This window comes from Paenibacillus sp. F4, assembly GCF_002894905.1.
Taxonomy (GTDB): domain Bacteria; phylum Bacillota; class Bacilli; order Paenibacillales; family Paenibacillaceae; genus Paenibacillus; species Paenibacillus polymyxa_B.
Map to the genome: position 1 here is coordinate 106,777 of NZ_POVS01000007.1, position 15,961 is coordinate 122,737.

General features: G+C 40.0%; 22 protein-coding genes. 17 read left to right on the plus strand and 5 right to left on the minus strand.

Annotated elements, in window-relative coordinates:
• Window positions 1-39: 39 nt before the first annotated feature.
• On the plus strand, window positions 40-960 hold the full coding sequence (locus C1T21_RS05545; protein WP_103047538.1) for an aminoglycoside phosphotransferase family protein: 921 nt from the start codon (window positions 40-42) through the stop codon (window positions 958-960).
• Here the strand turns inward: C1T21_RS05545 and C1T21_RS05550 are convergent.
• Window positions 945-1,442, minus strand: coding sequence for a hypothetical protein (locus C1T21_RS05550; protein WP_258012369.1), 498 nt, complete (start codon window positions 1,440-1,442; stop codon window positions 945-947). The genes C1T21_RS05545 and C1T21_RS05550 overlap by 16 nt on opposite strands.
• Window positions 1,443-1,621: 179 nt before the next feature.
• On the opposite strand from C1T21_RS05550, the gene C1T21_RS05555 reads away from it, so the two are divergent.
• The 4 genes from C1T21_RS05555 (at window position 1,622) to C1T21_RS05570 (ending at window position 5,250) form a co-directional block, all read left to right on the plus strand.
• Window positions 1,622-2,071 (plus strand): Imm63 family immunity protein, encoded by a 450-nt coding sequence (locus C1T21_RS05555; RefSeq protein ID WP_103047539.1) that lies wholly within the window; start codon window positions 1,622-1,624, stop codon window positions 2,069-2,071.
• Between the two features lie 132 nt (window positions 2,072-2,203).
• A complete protein-coding gene (locus C1T21_RS05560) occupies window positions 2,204-3,187 on the plus strand; it encodes an ABC transporter substrate-binding protein (RefSeq protein WP_103047540.1) in 984 nt (327 codons plus the stop codon).
• A 33-nt stretch (window positions 3,188-3,220) separates the two neighbouring features.
• Complete coding sequence (locus tag C1T21_RS05565) at window positions 3,221-4,246, plus strand: FecCD family ABC transporter permease (RefSeq protein ID WP_103047541.1); 1,026 nt, start codon at window positions 3,221-3,223, stop codon at window positions 4,244-4,246.
• Window positions 4,243-5,250 (plus strand): FecCD family ABC transporter permease, encoded by a 1,008-nt coding sequence (locus C1T21_RS05570; protein ID WP_103047542.1) that lies wholly within the window; start codon window positions 4,243-4,245, stop codon window positions 5,248-5,250. The genes C1T21_RS05565 and C1T21_RS05570 overlap by 4 nt, the downstream gene beginning before the upstream one ends.
• Window positions 5,251-5,314: 64 nt before the next feature.
• Here the strand turns inward: C1T21_RS05570 and C1T21_RS05575 are convergent, their stop codons facing one another.
• The gene (locus C1T21_RS05575) at window positions 5,315-5,749 is read right to left on the minus strand and encodes a VOC family protein (protein WP_103047543.1); all 435 of its coding nucleotides are present in this window, start codon (window positions 5,747-5,749) and stop codon (window positions 5,315-5,317) included.
• A gap of 210 nt (window positions 5,750-5,959) precedes the next feature.
• Here C1T21_RS05575 and C1T21_RS05580 point away from each other — a divergent pair, with 210 nt between their 5' ends.
• From C1T21_RS05580 to C1T21_RS05605, 6 genes are all read left to right on the plus strand, one after another.
• On the plus strand, window positions 5,960-6,157 hold the full coding sequence (locus C1T21_RS05580; RefSeq protein WP_103047544.1) for a DUF3934 family protein: 198 nt from the start codon (window positions 5,960-5,962) through the stop codon (window positions 6,155-6,157).
• A 115-nt stretch (window positions 6,158-6,272) separates the two neighbouring features.
• Complete coding sequence (locus C1T21_RS05585; RefSeq protein WP_103047545.1) at window positions 6,273-6,968, plus strand: pseudouridine synthase; 696 nt, start codon at window positions 6,273-6,275, stop codon at window positions 6,966-6,968.
• 219 nt (window positions 6,969-7,187) lie between these two features.
• Window positions 7,188-8,432, plus strand: coding sequence for a gluzincin family metallopeptidase (locus C1T21_RS05590; RefSeq protein ID WP_025721058.1), 1,245 nt, complete (start codon window positions 7,188-7,190; stop codon window positions 8,430-8,432).
• Window positions 8,429-8,641, plus strand: coding sequence for a histidine phosphatase family protein (locus tag C1T21_RS28415; RefSeq protein WP_103047546.1), 213 nt, complete (start codon window positions 8,429-8,431; stop codon window positions 8,639-8,641). Before C1T21_RS05590 ends, C1T21_RS28415 begins: the two co-directional genes overlap by 4 nt.
• Before the next feature lie 7 nt (window positions 8,642-8,648).
• The gene (locus C1T21_RS05600) at window positions 8,649-9,047 is read left to right on the plus strand and encodes a histidine phosphatase family protein (RefSeq protein ID WP_258012373.1); all 399 of its coding nucleotides are present in this window, start codon (window positions 8,649-8,651) and stop codon (window positions 9,045-9,047) included.
• Window positions 9,048-9,248: 201 nt separating this feature from the next.
• Window positions 9,249-9,635 carry a VOC family protein gene (locus C1T21_RS05605; protein WP_103047548.1) on the plus strand — a complete coding sequence of 129 codons (387 nt, stop codon included), beginning with the start codon at window positions 9,249-9,251 and terminating at the stop codon, window positions 9,633-9,635.
• Window positions 9,636-9,706: 71 nt separating this feature from the next.
• On the opposite strand, the gene C1T21_RS27245 is transcribed toward C1T21_RS05605, so the two are convergent.
• On the minus strand, window positions 9,707-9,853 hold the full coding sequence (locus tag C1T21_RS27245; protein ID WP_180984557.1) for a hypothetical protein: 147 nt from the start codon (window positions 9,851-9,853) through the stop codon (window positions 9,707-9,709).
• Window positions 9,854-10,088: 235 nt separating this feature from the next.
• On the opposite strand from C1T21_RS27245, the gene C1T21_RS05610 reads away from it, so the two are divergent.
• The 4 genes from C1T21_RS05610 to mle all read left to right on the plus strand — a co-directional run bounded on the left by C1T21_RS05610 (window position 10,089) and on the right by mle (window position 13,266).
• Window positions 10,089-10,664, plus strand: coding sequence for a LysE family translocator (locus tag C1T21_RS05610; RefSeq protein WP_025718970.1), 576 nt, complete (start codon window positions 10,089-10,091; stop codon window positions 10,662-10,664).
• Between the two features lie 24 nt (window positions 10,665-10,688).
• Window positions 10,689-11,465: an AraC family transcriptional regulator gene (locus C1T21_RS05615; RefSeq protein WP_103047549.1), complete on the plus strand. Its 777-nt coding sequence runs from the start codon at window positions 10,689-10,691 to the stop codon at window positions 11,463-11,465.
• 15 nt (window positions 11,466-11,480) lie between these two features.
• Window positions 11,481-12,314 (plus strand): 3-methyl-2-oxobutanoate hydroxymethyltransferase, encoded by an 834-nt coding sequence (panB, locus tag C1T21_RS05620; RefSeq protein WP_103047550.1) that lies wholly within the window; start codon window positions 11,481-11,483, stop codon window positions 12,312-12,314.
• A 109-nt stretch (window positions 12,315-12,423) separates the two neighbouring features.
• A complete protein-coding gene (gene mle, locus C1T21_RS05625; RefSeq protein ID WP_103047551.1) occupies window positions 12,424-13,266 on the plus strand; it encodes an alpha/beta fold macrolide esterase in 843 nt (280 codons plus the stop codon).
• A 219-nt stretch (window positions 13,267-13,485) separates the two neighbouring features.
• Here the strand turns inward: mle and C1T21_RS27755 are convergent, their stop codons facing one another.
• Together C1T21_RS27755 and C1T21_RS27760 are read right to left on the minus strand one after the other, a co-directional pair.
• Window positions 13,486-13,941: a Rossmann-fold NAD(P)-binding domain-containing protein gene (locus C1T21_RS27755; protein ID WP_258012370.1), complete on the minus strand. Its 456-nt coding sequence runs from the start codon at window positions 13,939-13,941 to the stop codon at window positions 13,486-13,488.
• Window positions 13,856-14,302: an SDR family oxidoreductase gene (locus C1T21_RS27760; protein ID WP_258012371.1), complete on the minus strand. Its 447-nt coding sequence runs from the start codon at window positions 14,300-14,302 to the stop codon at window positions 13,856-13,858. Before C1T21_RS27760 ends, C1T21_RS27755 begins: the two co-directional genes overlap by 86 nt.
• Window positions 14,303-14,471: 169 nt before the next feature.
• Here C1T21_RS27760 and C1T21_RS05635 point away from each other — a divergent pair, with 169 nt between their 5' ends.
• Window positions 14,472-15,164, plus strand: coding sequence for a MerR family transcriptional regulator (locus C1T21_RS05635; protein ID WP_258012372.1), 693 nt, complete (start codon window positions 14,472-14,474; stop codon window positions 15,162-15,164).
• 329 nt (window positions 15,165-15,493) lie between these two features.
• On the plus strand, window positions 15,494-15,946 hold the full coding sequence (locus C1T21_RS05640) for a MarR family winged helix-turn-helix transcriptional regulator (RefSeq protein WP_025718962.1): 453 nt from the start codon (window positions 15,494-15,496) through the stop codon (window positions 15,944-15,946).
• Window positions 15,947-15,961: the final 15 nt, after the last annotated feature.

A 15,961-nucleotide genomic window follows, 5' to 3' on the forward strand; every position in this document is an offset into this window, starting at 1 on the left:
ATATAGTAAGTAAGGTTATTTTAACGTGGGGGGATGAGCGTGAATCAACTCTTTAGTGAAATACCGGGTGCCAGCAGGTGGAGCCACGTGGAAGAAATTCATAGAGGCTGGTCCAGTGACAAAAAATATTATATACAAACCACTGGCGGTAAGGACTTGCTGTTAAGAATGACGGATATGACTCATTATGATAAAAGGAAACGCGAGTTTGAAGCTGTAAAAAAGCTGAATCACGTGGAGAATCTGTTCATGTCCCGGCCGCTTGAATTTGGGCTTTGTAATAATGGTCAATCTGTATATTCCCTATTCACCTGGATCGACGGGAAAGATGCTGAAGAGATTATCCCCACGTTAACCGCAGCACAACAGTATCGACTCGGAGTTCAAGCAGGAGATACATTGAAAAAAATGCATGGAATTCATGCGGAGCAAGATCGAGTCCCATGGGCTGAACATTATAATGCCAAAATCAACAGATATATTACAAACTATAAGTCATGCGGTATTCCCCTAAAGGGAGCAGATCAAGCCATAAGCTTTATTGAGCAAAATCGTCAGCTATTAGAAAATCGTCCCCAGACTTTTCAGCATGGGGATTATCATGTTGGCAATATGGTGGTTACCCCATCCGGTGAACTGGGTATCATCGATTTTAATAGAATGGATTATGGTGATCCTTGGGAGGAATTCAATAGAATTACCTGGTGTGCAGCATTAAGTCCTTTATTCGCTTCGGGCCGTATCCACGGTTATTTTAATAACAATGTACCTGATTTATTTTTTAGATTAATGGCTCTGTATATTGCAAGCAATCAGCTTTCATCGATCCACTGGGCCATTCCATTTGGCAAAGAAGAGGTAGACGATATGGTTCAACGAGCTGAAGTGGTTTTGGAAGCGTATAATTACTTTCAAACCTATATACCGAAATGGTATGTGCCCAGTTACCGCGACTTGTAAAAGCGAAGACCGCCGCTCCTGGGGAGTGACGGTCTTTTTTTTAGCATTCTATTATTGTTTCTTAATCTTATACGTAAATTCCCAAACGGCTTGATGACCTGAGTAACGTCCACGGTTTTAGTAACAGTCACTCTTAACTTGACAGTAGAACCTTTGGCAGAAACAGAGGAGACCTTTACATTCTTGGTGGCTTCGCCTTCATCAGGAATTTTGTCTTGTTCCTCGGCATACGCATACAGCTTAATGTTACCCCCTGATTTGACCTTTATCTTTACGCTGTTGCCTTCACTAATGGATTGGCCTGCCACCTGGGCAGCAATGGCCCATTCGTTGCCTACGTGATCGTTGGATACCAAGGTTGCTTGTTGAAACGTAACAATATACGTTGATGTTGCTGAAGCTGCGAGCGCGTACGTTCCATTGAACATCAGGGATATCACTACCAATAGAATAGCCGATGCTTTCGTCCATACTCTATTCATTCGCCTGTCTCCTTCAGTTGGATATATTGAGGGAAATCCCTCTATTCTAATTATCGTTTGCAACAAACAAAATTGTTAATGGTTGGTAAAAAAAGAGTTTTCCTTCTTATTGCATCACTTGTGATCTAATATAACTATGACTTGAATTTATTTAGTAGAGAAAGGGAAGGGAAAATCTGATGAAAAAAATATACAGCGAACAGGAAATCATAGATATGACTATTAAACTGCTTGAACAAACTTCGATATATGAAGAACAGTATGAGCAATATGTAAAACGACCTTTCCGTACGGATTTTTATGATGATCTGAGCCCGTATGTGCAAGTGGGCAAGCGGGGTTATACGCTCCAGATGTATGAAAGAGGCATACAGATGCTGAACAAGCTTACGAAAGATGTAGAGGATGTGATTTATTGGATCATCGAAGATACAATTCACATCATTACTCATCTGAATCTACTTCGCAAATATAAAGTGGACAACATAAATACTCATTTAAAATATACTAATGAGATCATGAAGGAGCTGACAACTGCAATGAACAAAGCATTTTATGAAATTGGAGGAATCTATCAGGAATGGCATGAAGCGAATAGAAGAGGAGCACTGGAGAACCCATTAAAGTAAAACAAAAAATTAAAGAAACAGTTGACAATCAGTGAGGTAAAATTTACAATTTTATATTAGTGATAATGATTATCAGTATCACTAATTTTAAGTATATTTTGCACTTACTATATTTCAAAGGAGATTTACAACATGCATCGTATGATGAACAAGAAATTCCACATGATTTTATGTGTGCTATTCGTAATGATTTTCGTTATTTCAGGTTGTGGGAATGCTGGCAGTTCCTCTGATTCATCTGCTAAACCCGCGTCCTCCACGAAGGAAGAGGTAAGTAGTGATTCTGATACGCGTACAGTCTCTACGGTAAAAGGAGACGTGAAGGTGCCCACTAATCCTCAACGGGTAGTCGTGAACTGGTATGTTGGCGATATATTTACACTAGGGATTAAACCAGCGGCAGTAATGGGCTGGAAGCAAGAAACGATGCCTTTTTACGATAAGTTTAACGACATCCCCAATATTGAAAAGTGGGAAACTGAGGAAATTATGAAGTATGACCCTGATCTCATCATTACATATGATACAAAGGATTATGATAAGCTGTCTAAAATTGCGCCTGTTCTTGTGATACCTGAGGATAAAATGACTTCTATAGAACGTTTGAAATTCCTTGGTCAGGCCACAGGACATGAAGCAGAAGCAGATAAAGTGATTTCACTGTTTGAAAGCAAGCTGAGTCAGGCCAAAGAAAAAATGAATTCCGACGTATTCAAGGACAAAACGTTTAGCATTTTCGAAGACTGGGGCAGTGGTTCTTACGGAATATATTATGAAACAGGCTCACGTGGAGGAACGTTGCTTTACAATTATCTGGGACTTCACAAACCCGAAAAGCTCAATACATTGGTTAAAAATTCCGGAGAGAGTCGGGGTTCTTTATCCTACGAGGTGGCTGCTGAATACTTTGGAGATTATGTCCTTTGGTTTAAGCAGGAAGGAAAGGAATCCGAATATGCGAAGACAAAAATCTGGAGCAGTATTCCAGCCGTTAAAAACGGACATATCATCGAAATTCCAGCGAAATATGCAGGACTGTTCTATTATTCGGACGTTGCTAGTATGACGGGACAGCTAGATTATATTACTAGCAAATTGCTAGAACAGACGAAGTAACGATGCATAATTGACCAACTAAGGGTGTAATCGATGTCAACTCATAAAGAATCAAATAAAAAAGGAATATTCCATTTTGTAAGCTACATGATCGTGGGCGTGTTCCTGCTCTTGGTGGTTACCGCAGCATCTATTACCTTTGGTGCTGCGGAAATGAGCTTGAAGCTGGCATGGGGGGCTATATTTCAGTTTGATCCCAATATTACGGAACATCAAATTATTCACACCTTGCGTTTTCCGCGCACTGTGGCAGATATCATTGTGGGGTGCAGCTTGGCTGTGTGTGGGGCGATTATGCAGGGAACCACTCGTAATCCACTAGCGGATTCGGGACTCATTGGTATAAGTTCAGGCTCGACATTTGCTATTGCGTTATGTATGGCCTTTTTGCCTGGTCGCACCTACGGGGAAACCATGCTGTATTCTTGCCTAGGTGCAGCAATTACTACAGGCATTACGTATTACATCGCATCTATAGGCAAGCGAGGCATGATGCCTCAGCGACTGGTGCTGGCAGGAATGTCCATCTCTATGCTTTTTGGTGCGTTTAGTACGTTTATCGCTATTAAGTATGAGATTGGCCAAGCCCTTGATTATTGGTCTGCTGGTGGTACAGCCAGCGCCAAGTGGGGTGAATTAGCTTTCATTGCTCCACTTTTTGTAGTGGGTTTGATCTGTGCCATCGTGCTTTCTCCCTCAATTACGATTTTGAGCTTCGGGGAGGATGTGGCATCAGGCTTGGGTATTCGTGCGAACCGGATTAAGCTGTTTTCAACCTTAATTGTATTAATTCTAACAGGTTTATCGGTTATTGTCGTCGGTCCTGTTGGCTTCGTGGGTTTGATCGTGCCACACATTATGCGCCATCTGGTCGGAACGGATTATCGGTATATTATCCCGGCCTCAGCTTTGTATGGAGCAGTCTTTCTGTTGGCGGCAGATTTACTCGGACGACTGATCAATCGTCCTCACGAAACACCCCTTGGCATTATTTTTGCCTTGGTGGGCGTACCCTATTTTCTCTACCTTGTGCGCAAGCAGAGGAGGGAGTTTAGTTGAAACTGTCCCGTAATACTAGGGGGATTAGCATTATTTTACTGTTAGTAGTGCTGACGCTGCTAGTGGCTGTACTCAGTATGAATGTTGGGAAAATGAACCTTTCTCCACTCGAAGTTTTCAAGGTCATCATTGGCGAAGGAACGAGCAAACAGAACCTGATCGTGTTTGACTTTCGACTGCCACGTATTGTGCTTTCTATATTGGTAGGTATTGGCATGGGGATATCAGGCTGTATTATGCAGAGCTTGCTCAAAAACGACATGGCCAGTCCGGGAACACTCGGCCTCAGCTCAGGCTCAGGGTTATTTGTACTTATGTATATTACGTTGTTCGCTAGTGAAGGATTGCTATCGCCTATTCTTCTTCCTGGGCTGGCTTTTGCAGGCGGCCTTACGGCAGCATTTTTGATTTTTATGTTTGCTTTCAGGCGGGGAAGAGACATCTCGCCTACAGGCTTAATTTTAACCGGTGTCGCTATGGGCAGTGGCTACAGCGCATTATCTCTGATGTTGACACTCCGGCTAGATAAGCAACAGTATGACTTTGCTTTGAGATGGCAGGCTGGAGACCTGTGGGGGGACGACTGGAGCTATATTATGGTGCTGCTCCCGTGGGTACTTATCATCTGCGTTTACGTTTTTTACAGGTCGAACACACTCAATACGTTGAATTTGGGAAATCAGACAGCAGCGGGGCTCGGCGTAGCAATTAAAAGGGAGTTTATCGGCTTGACGATTGCTGCCGTTGCGCTTGCTTCTGGTAGCGTGGCACTTGGCGGAAATTTCTTTTTTGTAGGCATGGTCAGCCCACATCTAGCGCGCAAGCTAGTAGGGCCCAATCATAAGCTATTGCTACCTACGACGGCATTAGTTGGTGCACTCGTCATTTTGATTGCTGACACAATTACTCGGACGATCAGTTTTGGGGCAGATATTCCAACCGGAATTATTATCACCATACTGGTCACCCCTTATTTCCTTTACTTGCTGTCAAAAGCCAGTTAAATGCACGATAAATGAAGAGACGCTAACCCATATCCATGCAAAATATGGCTGGGTTAACGTTTTTTTATTGTTCTTTGGGCGATTCTTCAATGTCATAGCTCAATTGCCACTCAATTCCGAATTTATCTTTAAGGCTACCGTAACATTTACTCCAGAATGTTTCTTGAAGTTCCATGCTTACGGTTCCTCCTTCTTTTAACTTATGAAAGTACGATCGAATTTTCTCTTCGTCCTTATTGACGATGGCGAGGCTGATGTTGTTTCCGGCTACGAAAGGCATACCAGGAAAAACGTCTGAAAACATGACATTACTACCATCAATTTGAAGCCGCGTATGCATGACCAAATTTTTGGCTTCTTCTGGTAGAGGATAATCGGGATTGGGCGGTGCTTCACCAAACGTCATGATTTGTGGTTTCTCAGTCCCAAAAGTATCTGCGTAAAACTCCGCTGCTTCACGACAGTTTCCATTATAGTTAAGATAAACATCAACAGACATGTGTTTCACTCCTTCAAGAATCATTATTTTTCCATACTATACGACCTTATTTCATTATTTACCTGCATACAAACAAAAATACAGCAAGATCCGTTTTGCGAAAGTATTTGCGGCTTAACATGTTCAATTTTTAAAACAAATGGGCATTATGATCAAAGTAATGGTATGATAGCTTAGTTAAATCTGAACGACTAGTAATGGAGTGATCATATGGGTGGAAAAAGCAAGGGCGGCGGGACCGGCAGAGGTACAGGTAGTAAGGGCTGGACACGCTGGAACAAAACTGCGAAGCCAGTAAGGACAAAAAGCGCTTCTACAAGCGCTCCGGGAAGCAAAGCGGCAGGTGGCACAAAAGGCGGCGCTGCCAAACCAACAAGGAATAAAAGCGGCGGCAACAGCAGCAAATAAGCCGGGAAAGTATAAGTTGTCGTAAACGGCGAACATCTGATTAAGCAAGAACAATCAGGTGTTTTTTTAATTATTTTACTTATACTCGCATATTATAATCAGAAGCAGGTGAATCGTGAGAATTAACAAGTACATAAGTGAGACAGGATTTTACTCACGTCGGGAAACCAATAGGTTGATTGCAGCAGGACGAATTACGATTAATGGAAATGTTTGTGAAGCGGGCGCGGAAGTAGAGCCACAGGATATCGTGCTGATTGATGGAGAAGCTATTCCGCTTAATTCCATTGAACCTGTATATTTGGCTCTAAATAAGCCTATAGGCATTGTTTGTACGGCAGCTGAGCAAGTGGCTGGCAATATTATTAGTTATGTCAATTATCCTTCACGTATTTTTGCCATTGGCAGGCTGGATAAAGCGTCAGAGGGACTCATTCTATTAACCAACGATGGAAGCATTGTCAATCAAATGATGCGTTCCGAGAATGGCCATGAGAAGGAATATATAGTGACTGTAGACAAACCTGTTACAAACGAGTTTACGCAGGCCATGTCTCGTGGCGTTGAAATATTGAACGTCATTACCAAACCGTGCAAAGTTGATCGTACGAGCGAATACGAGTTCCGCATTATTTTGACGCAGGGTCTGAACTTGCAAATTCGCAGAATGTGCAAGGCCTTGGGGTACAGGGTGCTAAAGTTGGAACGTGTTCGAATTATGAATATTACCTTGGATCATCTGGAACGTGGGCAATGGAGACATCTGGAGAGGGAGGAACTGGAGCTACTTATTTCCGAATTGAAATACTGAGTATAACAAAAGGAGCACATGGCGGATCAATCGCGCTGTGTGTTTTTTTCTAGCACGCATGTCCAGGTTAACTGCGAAATAAGTAACTGTAAACTATCATTTTGCAAGCTATTAACAATAATAACTTTGCAAAAATTACATAAATATACACAGAATTATTTACCCACTTATGAACAGACTCTATAAGGTAGTTAAACAAAAATAGAGGAGAATGAAGTTATGTCACAAATGTTAGATGCACAGGCCAGAGAAAATGGAACAAAATTTTTGATTTACGCTCAAGACAAAACTGTATCTGGATTCGAAGAACCTGAAGTTGTTTACATTAACATACCGGCTGGAACAATCGAAGCAGGCCCTGAAGACGATCGATTATATGTGGTTGACGCTCTGAACAAAAAGGAGTTTGGATCTGAAGAGTCTCCTCCATTTCGTTATCGGTATGTGGGACCGCATAATCCGGCTGTTCAACCTAATTCTCAAGGTCACTTCGATCATCTGCGCCCCGGTGAGCGGGCCTTTTCCGCTGCAACAATGTATGCAACAGTTCGTCGGGTACTAGAAATATGGGAAGATTACTTTGGACGGAAAATTCCTTGGCCTTGGACTTCCGATATTCCCAAGCTGCTGCTCATCCCTTTGGTAGAATTTCAGAATGCTTGGTCAAGTCCTGCTGGTTTCCTTGAATTCGGATCTCCAACTGGAGGACCAGAGAATCCGTATTGTGAAAATTTTGATGTCCTTGCTCATGAACTTGGCCATACCATAAAGAACTCAATTATTGGAATTCCCTCTCGTTCTAATCGTACCGATGAATACGACGGGCACCATGAAGCATTTGGCGATCTAGTATCCATCGTTTCCTGCTTACATTTTAATTCTGTTGTTGATCATCTTTTGAACAGTACCAAAGGTAATTTGTTCTCTAGAAACGAGTTAGCTCGCGTAGGGGAGTTGAGAAATGGGCGAGAAATTCGTTTAGCATTTAATGATAAAAAAATGCGTGGTATTAGCAGAGAAGAACACGCGTTATCAGAACCTTTTACAGGTGGAGCATTTGATATTCTGGTTGAAATTTTCCAGCGTAATTTAATTGAACGCGACCTAATTTCCCAGGAGCTTGGTGATCTTTCATTCAATGTTGGTTCCGAACAAATACCTGAAGTACAGCAGCAATTCGCTGACAAATATCTAGGGAAAGAAGAGGAGTTTAAAGATGCCTTGCTCGATGCTCGCGATAAATTTGGCAGGTTAATGGCAACGGCTTGGAGTAAAACGTCCAAGGATCAATTACACTATGGAAAAGTTTTAGGAAACATTCTGGAGGCCGACCGACAACTTTACAACGGCAAATATGAAGGTACTATACGTGGTTGCTTTGATTGGCGGGGCATAACAACTGAAACTATGCTGGAGCCGCTGCAATTTCAAATTCATGTGGTGGACGAGTTGGTTACTGTATGACCCAAATTTATATAGCACGGCACGGGGAAACTGAAGGTATTTTGGCGAACCGCATGGAATCACGATTGGATTCACCGCTGACAGATGTGGGATTAAAACAAGCTTCTGCCTTGGAAAACAGGTTAGAGGATATACCGTTTACAAAGATCTATTCCAGCCCCAGCCAAAGAGCGGCTCGAACAGCTTCAATTATAAAAGGCAATCGTTGACATTACACTGGATGATCACTTGTACGAACTGGATATTGCGGGGTGGGACGGGCGCACCAGAGATGACGTTGCTCAAGCTGACCCTATTTTGTTTGAACAGTTTACAAACCACCCTGAGTTGTTTCACCCTGCCCAAGGAGAAAACTTTCAGGATTTGCAGAAACGGGTCATAACTTTTGTCACATCGATTCAGGTTAAACACGTTGAAGAAACGATACTGATCGTTTCTCATTCTGGCGTCATTAAAATGATTCTTGATTTTGTCGAATCTAAACCTTTGAGTGAGTATAGGAAACGTCGTAGTATTCCAAACGGAAGCTTAAGCATTGTTAGTATTGAGGAACACGGGGCGGTAGTAGAGCTTGAGGCTGATGTTCAGCATCTGCAAGATTTAATAATGGCTTAAGAATTTTCAAGCTAGATGCACTGAGAGATACAAGTCCAGTTCGAGAAGGAGAGACAGGAATATATATCCTGTCTCTTACTTCATTTCTTATGGACGAAGGTTATCATTATCTGGATAGTAATGGAATTGTATAGCAACGATAGCTTTTAATAATACTTTATATCGTATAATGTACTTAGTAGCATAAGCGAAAAAAGGGAGATGAACGTTATCCATATTTCTCAATTGGATCATTTGGTTTTGACAGTTAGAAATGTGAATACAACCTGTGATTTTTATAGCCGAGTATTAGGGATGGAAGTTATCACTTTTGAAGAGGGAAGAAAGGCACTTCATTTTGGACAACAAAAAATAAACCTGCATGAAGTAAGTAAGGAGTTTGAACCAAAAGCAAAAACGCCCATACCTGGTAGTGCTGATCTATGTTTTATAACTGACGTCCAACTATCAGATGTGATTTTCCATTTGGATAGCTGTGGAATACCTATTGAAGAAGGTCCTGTAAAGAGAACTGGCGCATTAGCTCCTATAACATCTGTTTATATAAGAGATCCTGATGGCAATCTGATCGAAATTTCGAACTATTGAATAGTGTCCCCTAGCCATAGGCGCTTTCGGGTCCATAGCTTGGCCCAGTGTTCAGAGCAAGAATACCGCTGTTAAAAGGTGCCTCCGGTCAGTTCAACCTTGTTGTCATAAGCTAAAAAGTCGCCTGCGGCGAGGCCCCCAGGGATGTTCGTCGTCATTCTCTTTCTAAACTGCAAGTTCCACTCACTAAAGCCCAGATCCCACATTTGTATAAACAACCGTAAACGTATATCATCCCATGATTGACGATCCCGCCGTCGATCTCCAATAGCTTAGCTCACGTACATTACCGAACACTAGCAGGCGACGTCGCCTCAGCAAAGGCGCGGGAGCGTCCTTAAGTATTATCCATTAATGGCGGAAGAAGCTTTATATAATCCTGCAATAATATACTATATGCCATTTATCTTAAGATGTATTATTTCATGAGAATACGTTAAAGGAGTTTTCCTCATGAATATTACATCTGTTTTAATTTACTGCTTTATTGCCACTTTTACACCAGGTCCTACCAATATCGTTATATTATCTACAGTCCATAATTTTGGGGCAAAAAAAGCAATGAAATATACGTATGGAGCAACTCTAGCTTTTGGTTTATTACTTGTTATTTCTGCTATATTGAATACGATGCTTATAACGATCATACCGAAAATTTTAATTGTTATGCAGATAATCGGAAGCTGTTATATGTTCTATCTCGCCTATCAAGTTTACAAAATGGATACATCCAATCCAACCGTAAACCAATCAGCTACCTTTATGTCAGGCTTCCTTATGCAGTTTCTAAATCCAAAGGTAGTACTATTTACAATGACTGTAATTCCTAGTTTTATTATGCCCCACTATATCGCGATACCTGCGGTGACAATAAGTATTGTCGCTATAACGCTTATTGGATTTTTAGCATTTATAACATGGGTTCTTTTCGGTACAATCTTCAAGGAGTTTTTACAGAAGCATAAAAAGACTGTTAATGTAATGATGGCCTTATTTTTAGCTTATGCGGCCATAATGATATGGATGTAGGTAAGCTTGTTAGGGGTGATTGAAATGGACAAATTTATCTATAAGAAATCAGCAGGTATTACTGCATTATCAGCAAGTCTTTCTGAATTTAAGTATAAGAAGCACTCTCACATGGAGTATGCAATAGGCGTAACATTGCGTGGAATTCAAGAGTATACCTTGGATGGCAGCTTACAGTTATCCTATCAAAATGGTGTGATGCTTTTTAATCCAGAACAGGCGCATGACGGAATGGCACATAATGAGGTGGGGCTTGATTATGTCATGCTATATATTGAGCCACAATTGCTTTTAGAGATTATTGAGCGCAAGGATATCGTACGGTTTTCAACGCCAATTGTGTATGACTATAGTCTTGAACAAAAAATATTAAGTCTTTCTTATGCTATATTAAGCGAAAAAGATGAGGCCTTGTGTAGCGAATTACTTTTATCCTTGACGGATAGCCTTTTTCAAACCAATCTTTCTACAGACAATAAGAAAGAGAACGTTTTAATTCGAATAGCGAAGGATATGATTCATACCAACTTAGAACATGTACTTAAACTTGACGAGATATGTAAAGAGCTTAATTTATCGAAATTTCAGTTTATCCGATTATTCAATGCTCATACTGGAATTTCACCATACCAATACTTTCTTAACTGCAAGATCGAACGTGCAAAGCAGTTAATAGAAAAAAATAGAGATATTTATTCAGCAGTAGCTGAATGTGGCTTTGTTGATTTAACCCATTTAAATAAACATTTTAAAAGTGTATATGGAACAACAGCATTTGAATATATGTCACTTTTAAATTGAGGAGGAGGGTATACGTTGAAACAAACTACAGATTTGTTGAAAATGAAGCAAAACAATGAAAAGATTGTCATGTTAACAGCCTATGACTATCCTTCTGCAAAACTTGCGGAACAAGGGGGCGTTGACGTCATATTGGTTGGTGATTCGCTTGGAATGGTTGTTCTGGGTTACGATTCAACAATTCCAGTTACAATCGAAGACATGATTCACCACACGAAAGCTGTTAAACGAGGAGCGAAGGATACATTTATCATTACGGATATGCCGTTTTTAACCTATCATTTGTCTGTTAGAGATACATTAATCAATGCTGGGGAATTAGTTCAAGATGCCGGTGCCCATGCGGTGAAGCTGGAAGGTGCCGATGAAGTCGTCGAACATATCGCCGCCCTGACAAGAGCAGGAATTCCTGTCTGCTCCCACCTGGGACTGACTCCGCAAACTGTTGGAGTTTTAGGCGGATATAAGGTACAGGGAAAAGATGCATTAGCCGCTAAAAAATTGCTGGAAGATGCTAAGAAATGTGAAGCAGCTGGAGCATTTGCTCTTCTTTTGGAATGTGTTCCAAGACAACTTGCAGGAGAAGTAAGCAAAGCCCTTTCGATTCCGGTGATTGGAATTGGTGCTGGATTGGATGTGGATGCCCAGGTTCTCGTATATCATGATATTTTAGGCTATGGTGTTGAACGGGTTCCTAAGTTTGTGAAACGATACCATTCGCTGAATCCGTTTATATTGGAGTCCATTCAAGCTTATAGTGCTGATGTGAAGAATAAACGGTTTCCTGAAGAAAAACATACTTTTACGATGAGGGAAGAGGAACTGAAAGTACTTTATGGAGGTAAGTGATAAAGGTAATTTGCGTTCATTTCTAAATTATTTTACGATTATACTGTAAACACAGACTATTATTCTGTGTTTTTTTGTTTTATATATCATTGAGGGGAGGAATTTTAAAATGAACGAACAACTCATAAAAAGCGATGGAATAGAAATTTGTACTGATAGTTTCGGAAAGCGAGTTAACCCGGCAATATTACTGATTATGGGGGCTCAATCCTCACTGATCTGGTGGGAGGAAGAATTCTGCCAGCGTTTAGCTGAGACAGGTCGTTTTGTCATTCGCTATGATAACCGAGATGTTGGACGTTCTACAACCTATGAACCTGGGCAGCCAGACTATACTTTCGAAGACATGGCAGATGATGCTATTCGAGTATTGGATGCTTATAAGATTGAGCAAGCGCATATCGTAGGGATGTCCATGGGCGGCATGCTGACTCAAATGATAGCTCTGCGACATCCAGGCAGAGTTCTAACCATTACCCTTTTAGCAACGTCCAATTTTGCTCCCGATCTTCCACCGATGGAGGAAAAGGTTATGGACTATTTCTCGAATATGGGAGCAATAGATTGGACGAACGAACAATCGGTGGTCGATTTTGTGATAGGTAGATCAAGAATTCTAGTAGGTTCAAAACACGCTTTCGATGAGAATAAGGTTTATAAATTAACAAAAGAAGAATGGAAAAGAAGCAACAATATAGCCAGCATGAACAATCACGCAATGCTGTCAGGTGGAGAATCCTATCTGGCTAGGACAGGGGAAGTAACCGTCCCTGCTCTGGTTATACACGGTACTGAAGATCCGATTATCCCTTATGAACACGGAATAAATCTTGCTAACGAAATTCCAGGTGCAGTTTTATTGACATTGGAAGGTACTGGACATGAGCTTCACTTCGACGATTGGGATTTAATAATCGATTCTATCTCCAATCACACTTCGATACCCAATTAAGTCAACTGATGTGTAGGATAGTTGAATAAAACAGTGGCAGTCTAAGACTTTATTTTTCGCCCATGGCTGCCGCTGTTTCTATTACTTGGCTCAGTATAATGTAGTGTTGTGCTTAGGGAAATGGGCTATCTTGCAGGAAACATGACCTATCGTTTTTTTCTTCGCTTTTCCCCGTTCAACTAACGTTTTCCGTTAGGTAATTAGCAAACACATAAGGGGTTATACAAAATAATGCTTGTTTTCAATAACCCATTGAGTAAATGTTCTGGTTGGCTTGCCTGTAACTTGTTCTACTGTCGGTAGAACTGTATAGGCTCCTTTAGGAGGGTTTTTCCCCATCTCTATAATAAAGTATTCAATAAATTCATTGTCATAGCCTTTGCTTTTCCAATCTTGTTTTACTTGTTCTTCTGTAATTTCAACAAGATCAATGTATTTATCTATAACTACAGAAATTTGTTTAACCATACTTCTTGGAGACAATGCTTCTGGTCCTGTCAAATCATATGTCCGCTTATCATGGCCTTCTTCTGTTAGTGCCTTTACTGCGACATCAGCGATATCAGCTTCATGAATTCTAGCGCTTAAACTATCGGGGAAAGCCGTACGAATAAGTCCTTCTTTTTGGATTGATTCTGTCCAACCACTGTAAAGTGCATTTTTCATAAATTCCACTGGCTTTAATAAAGTCCATTCCGCTATTTTTAATAACGTCCTCAATTGGGTTCCCTTCAAAATCTATCAGGGCTACAATTCTTGCAACATTAGCTTGTTTTGCCATCTGAATAATTCTTTTGTTTTTTATAAATTTTTCGTCCGTTTGTTCACTCTGAGTGATCAGAAACAAGCTATCTATAGTATGGAGATGTGCTTTTATAGTTTCGGGAATATCAAGATCACCTAGAACTACTTGTGCTCCTTTAGGCAAGTTGCTTTCCTTCCTTGATAATGCCTTTACTTCTATATCTTTTGCAAGTAGTTGTTCAACAATATGACTTCCCACACTGCCTGTTGCTCCTGTAACTAGAACTTTCATTCCTTATATCCTCCCAAGATTAATTATTTAGGTATTACTAAATTGCCAAGTAGCCTTCTTCGTAATATCCGCTGCAATTCGATTAGATAATCCTCATGGTCTACTGCTATTTGAAGGTTACTTGGTTATAATAAAGTGTGGTGTAACACCATAGTCAAGGAGGGATTTCATGGAGAATAATGTTCAAACTCATTTAACGTCAGGACAATTTGCAAAAGTGATGGGTATTAGCAAGGATACTTTATTTCACTATGATCGACTTGGAATTCTTTCTCCTGAATTTAAAGCTGAAAATGGGTATAGATATTATTCAATTAATCAAATTGATGTTTTTAAAGTGATTTCAATACTTAAAGAATTAGAAATGCCATTAAAAGAGATAAAAGAGTATTTAAATAAAAGGTCACCTCAGGAGCTCATTGCCCTACTTGGGAAAGAAGAGGCAATGCTGAATTCAAAAATTAAACAACTGCAAAAAATGAAAAGTATAATATCAGAGAAGAAACGAATTACCCAAGCAGCAACTGAGATCATTTCAACTGATATTATTATTGAGGAAAAAAAGGAGGAGTTTTTGGTAGTAACAGAGGCTGATCCTTACACAAATGATAAAAGCATTTACGATTCTATGATAAAACACGAAAAGTACTTGAACATTTATAGTATTGATGCTTCCCATACAGTAGGCTGGATGAGAGATACTAAAAGAGTCTTAGCAAATGAAACATTCAATTATGATTATCTTTTTACTAGAGTTAGTAAAAAATCAAATTATTCAAATTTCAAGCGAGAAAAAGGAACATATTTAATCGCGTACCATACAGAGGATACTCAAGTGTATGTGACACTTATGATCGAATAATAAATTATGCTAATGATAAGAGCATAGAACTACAGGGATTTTTTTATGAGGATGTCTTGTTAGATGATCTTTCAGTTAGAGGTTATGAAGAGTATTTAATTAAGATCTCTGTTCAAATTTTAACCATCCATGCATCCCAATAAAACAGCTTCCTCGCTGTAGTGAATGCCTAATGTCTGTTGAGCCGTACTTACTACTATTAATTGGGGTGATCTACAGGTCGCAAGAGATAATAAATGCAAGCATTCAAAAAAACATGTTGAAAATAGTACCATATCGAACTATAATTTTAGTACGACATGGTACTTTTTTTGAAAAAATGGAGGCAAATGAGAATTATAAAAGGAAGATCTGTTTTTTTATCAGCATCAATAGATGCATTGCTGGCTAGAATAGTTTCAAGAAAACACAGGGAATCTGAGGTTGATACTTTAACAGCAACACAAGCAAGAATTTTGTTTTATCTTTGGACAAAAGACGAAATACCTATACATGAAATCTCAAGGATTACCAATCTTCAAAAGTCAACTTTAACGAGTATATTAACTAAGTTGGAAAAAGCAGGACATATCAGTTTTATGCCTTGCCAAACAGACAAACGGAAAACAATAGTTAAAGTAGTGAATAGAAATGAAAATCTAGTGGAATTGAACAAAAAAATTATTGATGAAGTCGGAGAGATTTTTTACAAGGGATTTAGCGAGGATGAAATAGCATTGTATCAAAGTTTCTTAATAAGAACTTTAGATAACCTGATAGAATGCGAGAATGAAAAAAAGTGAGAATCCTAATTCAAA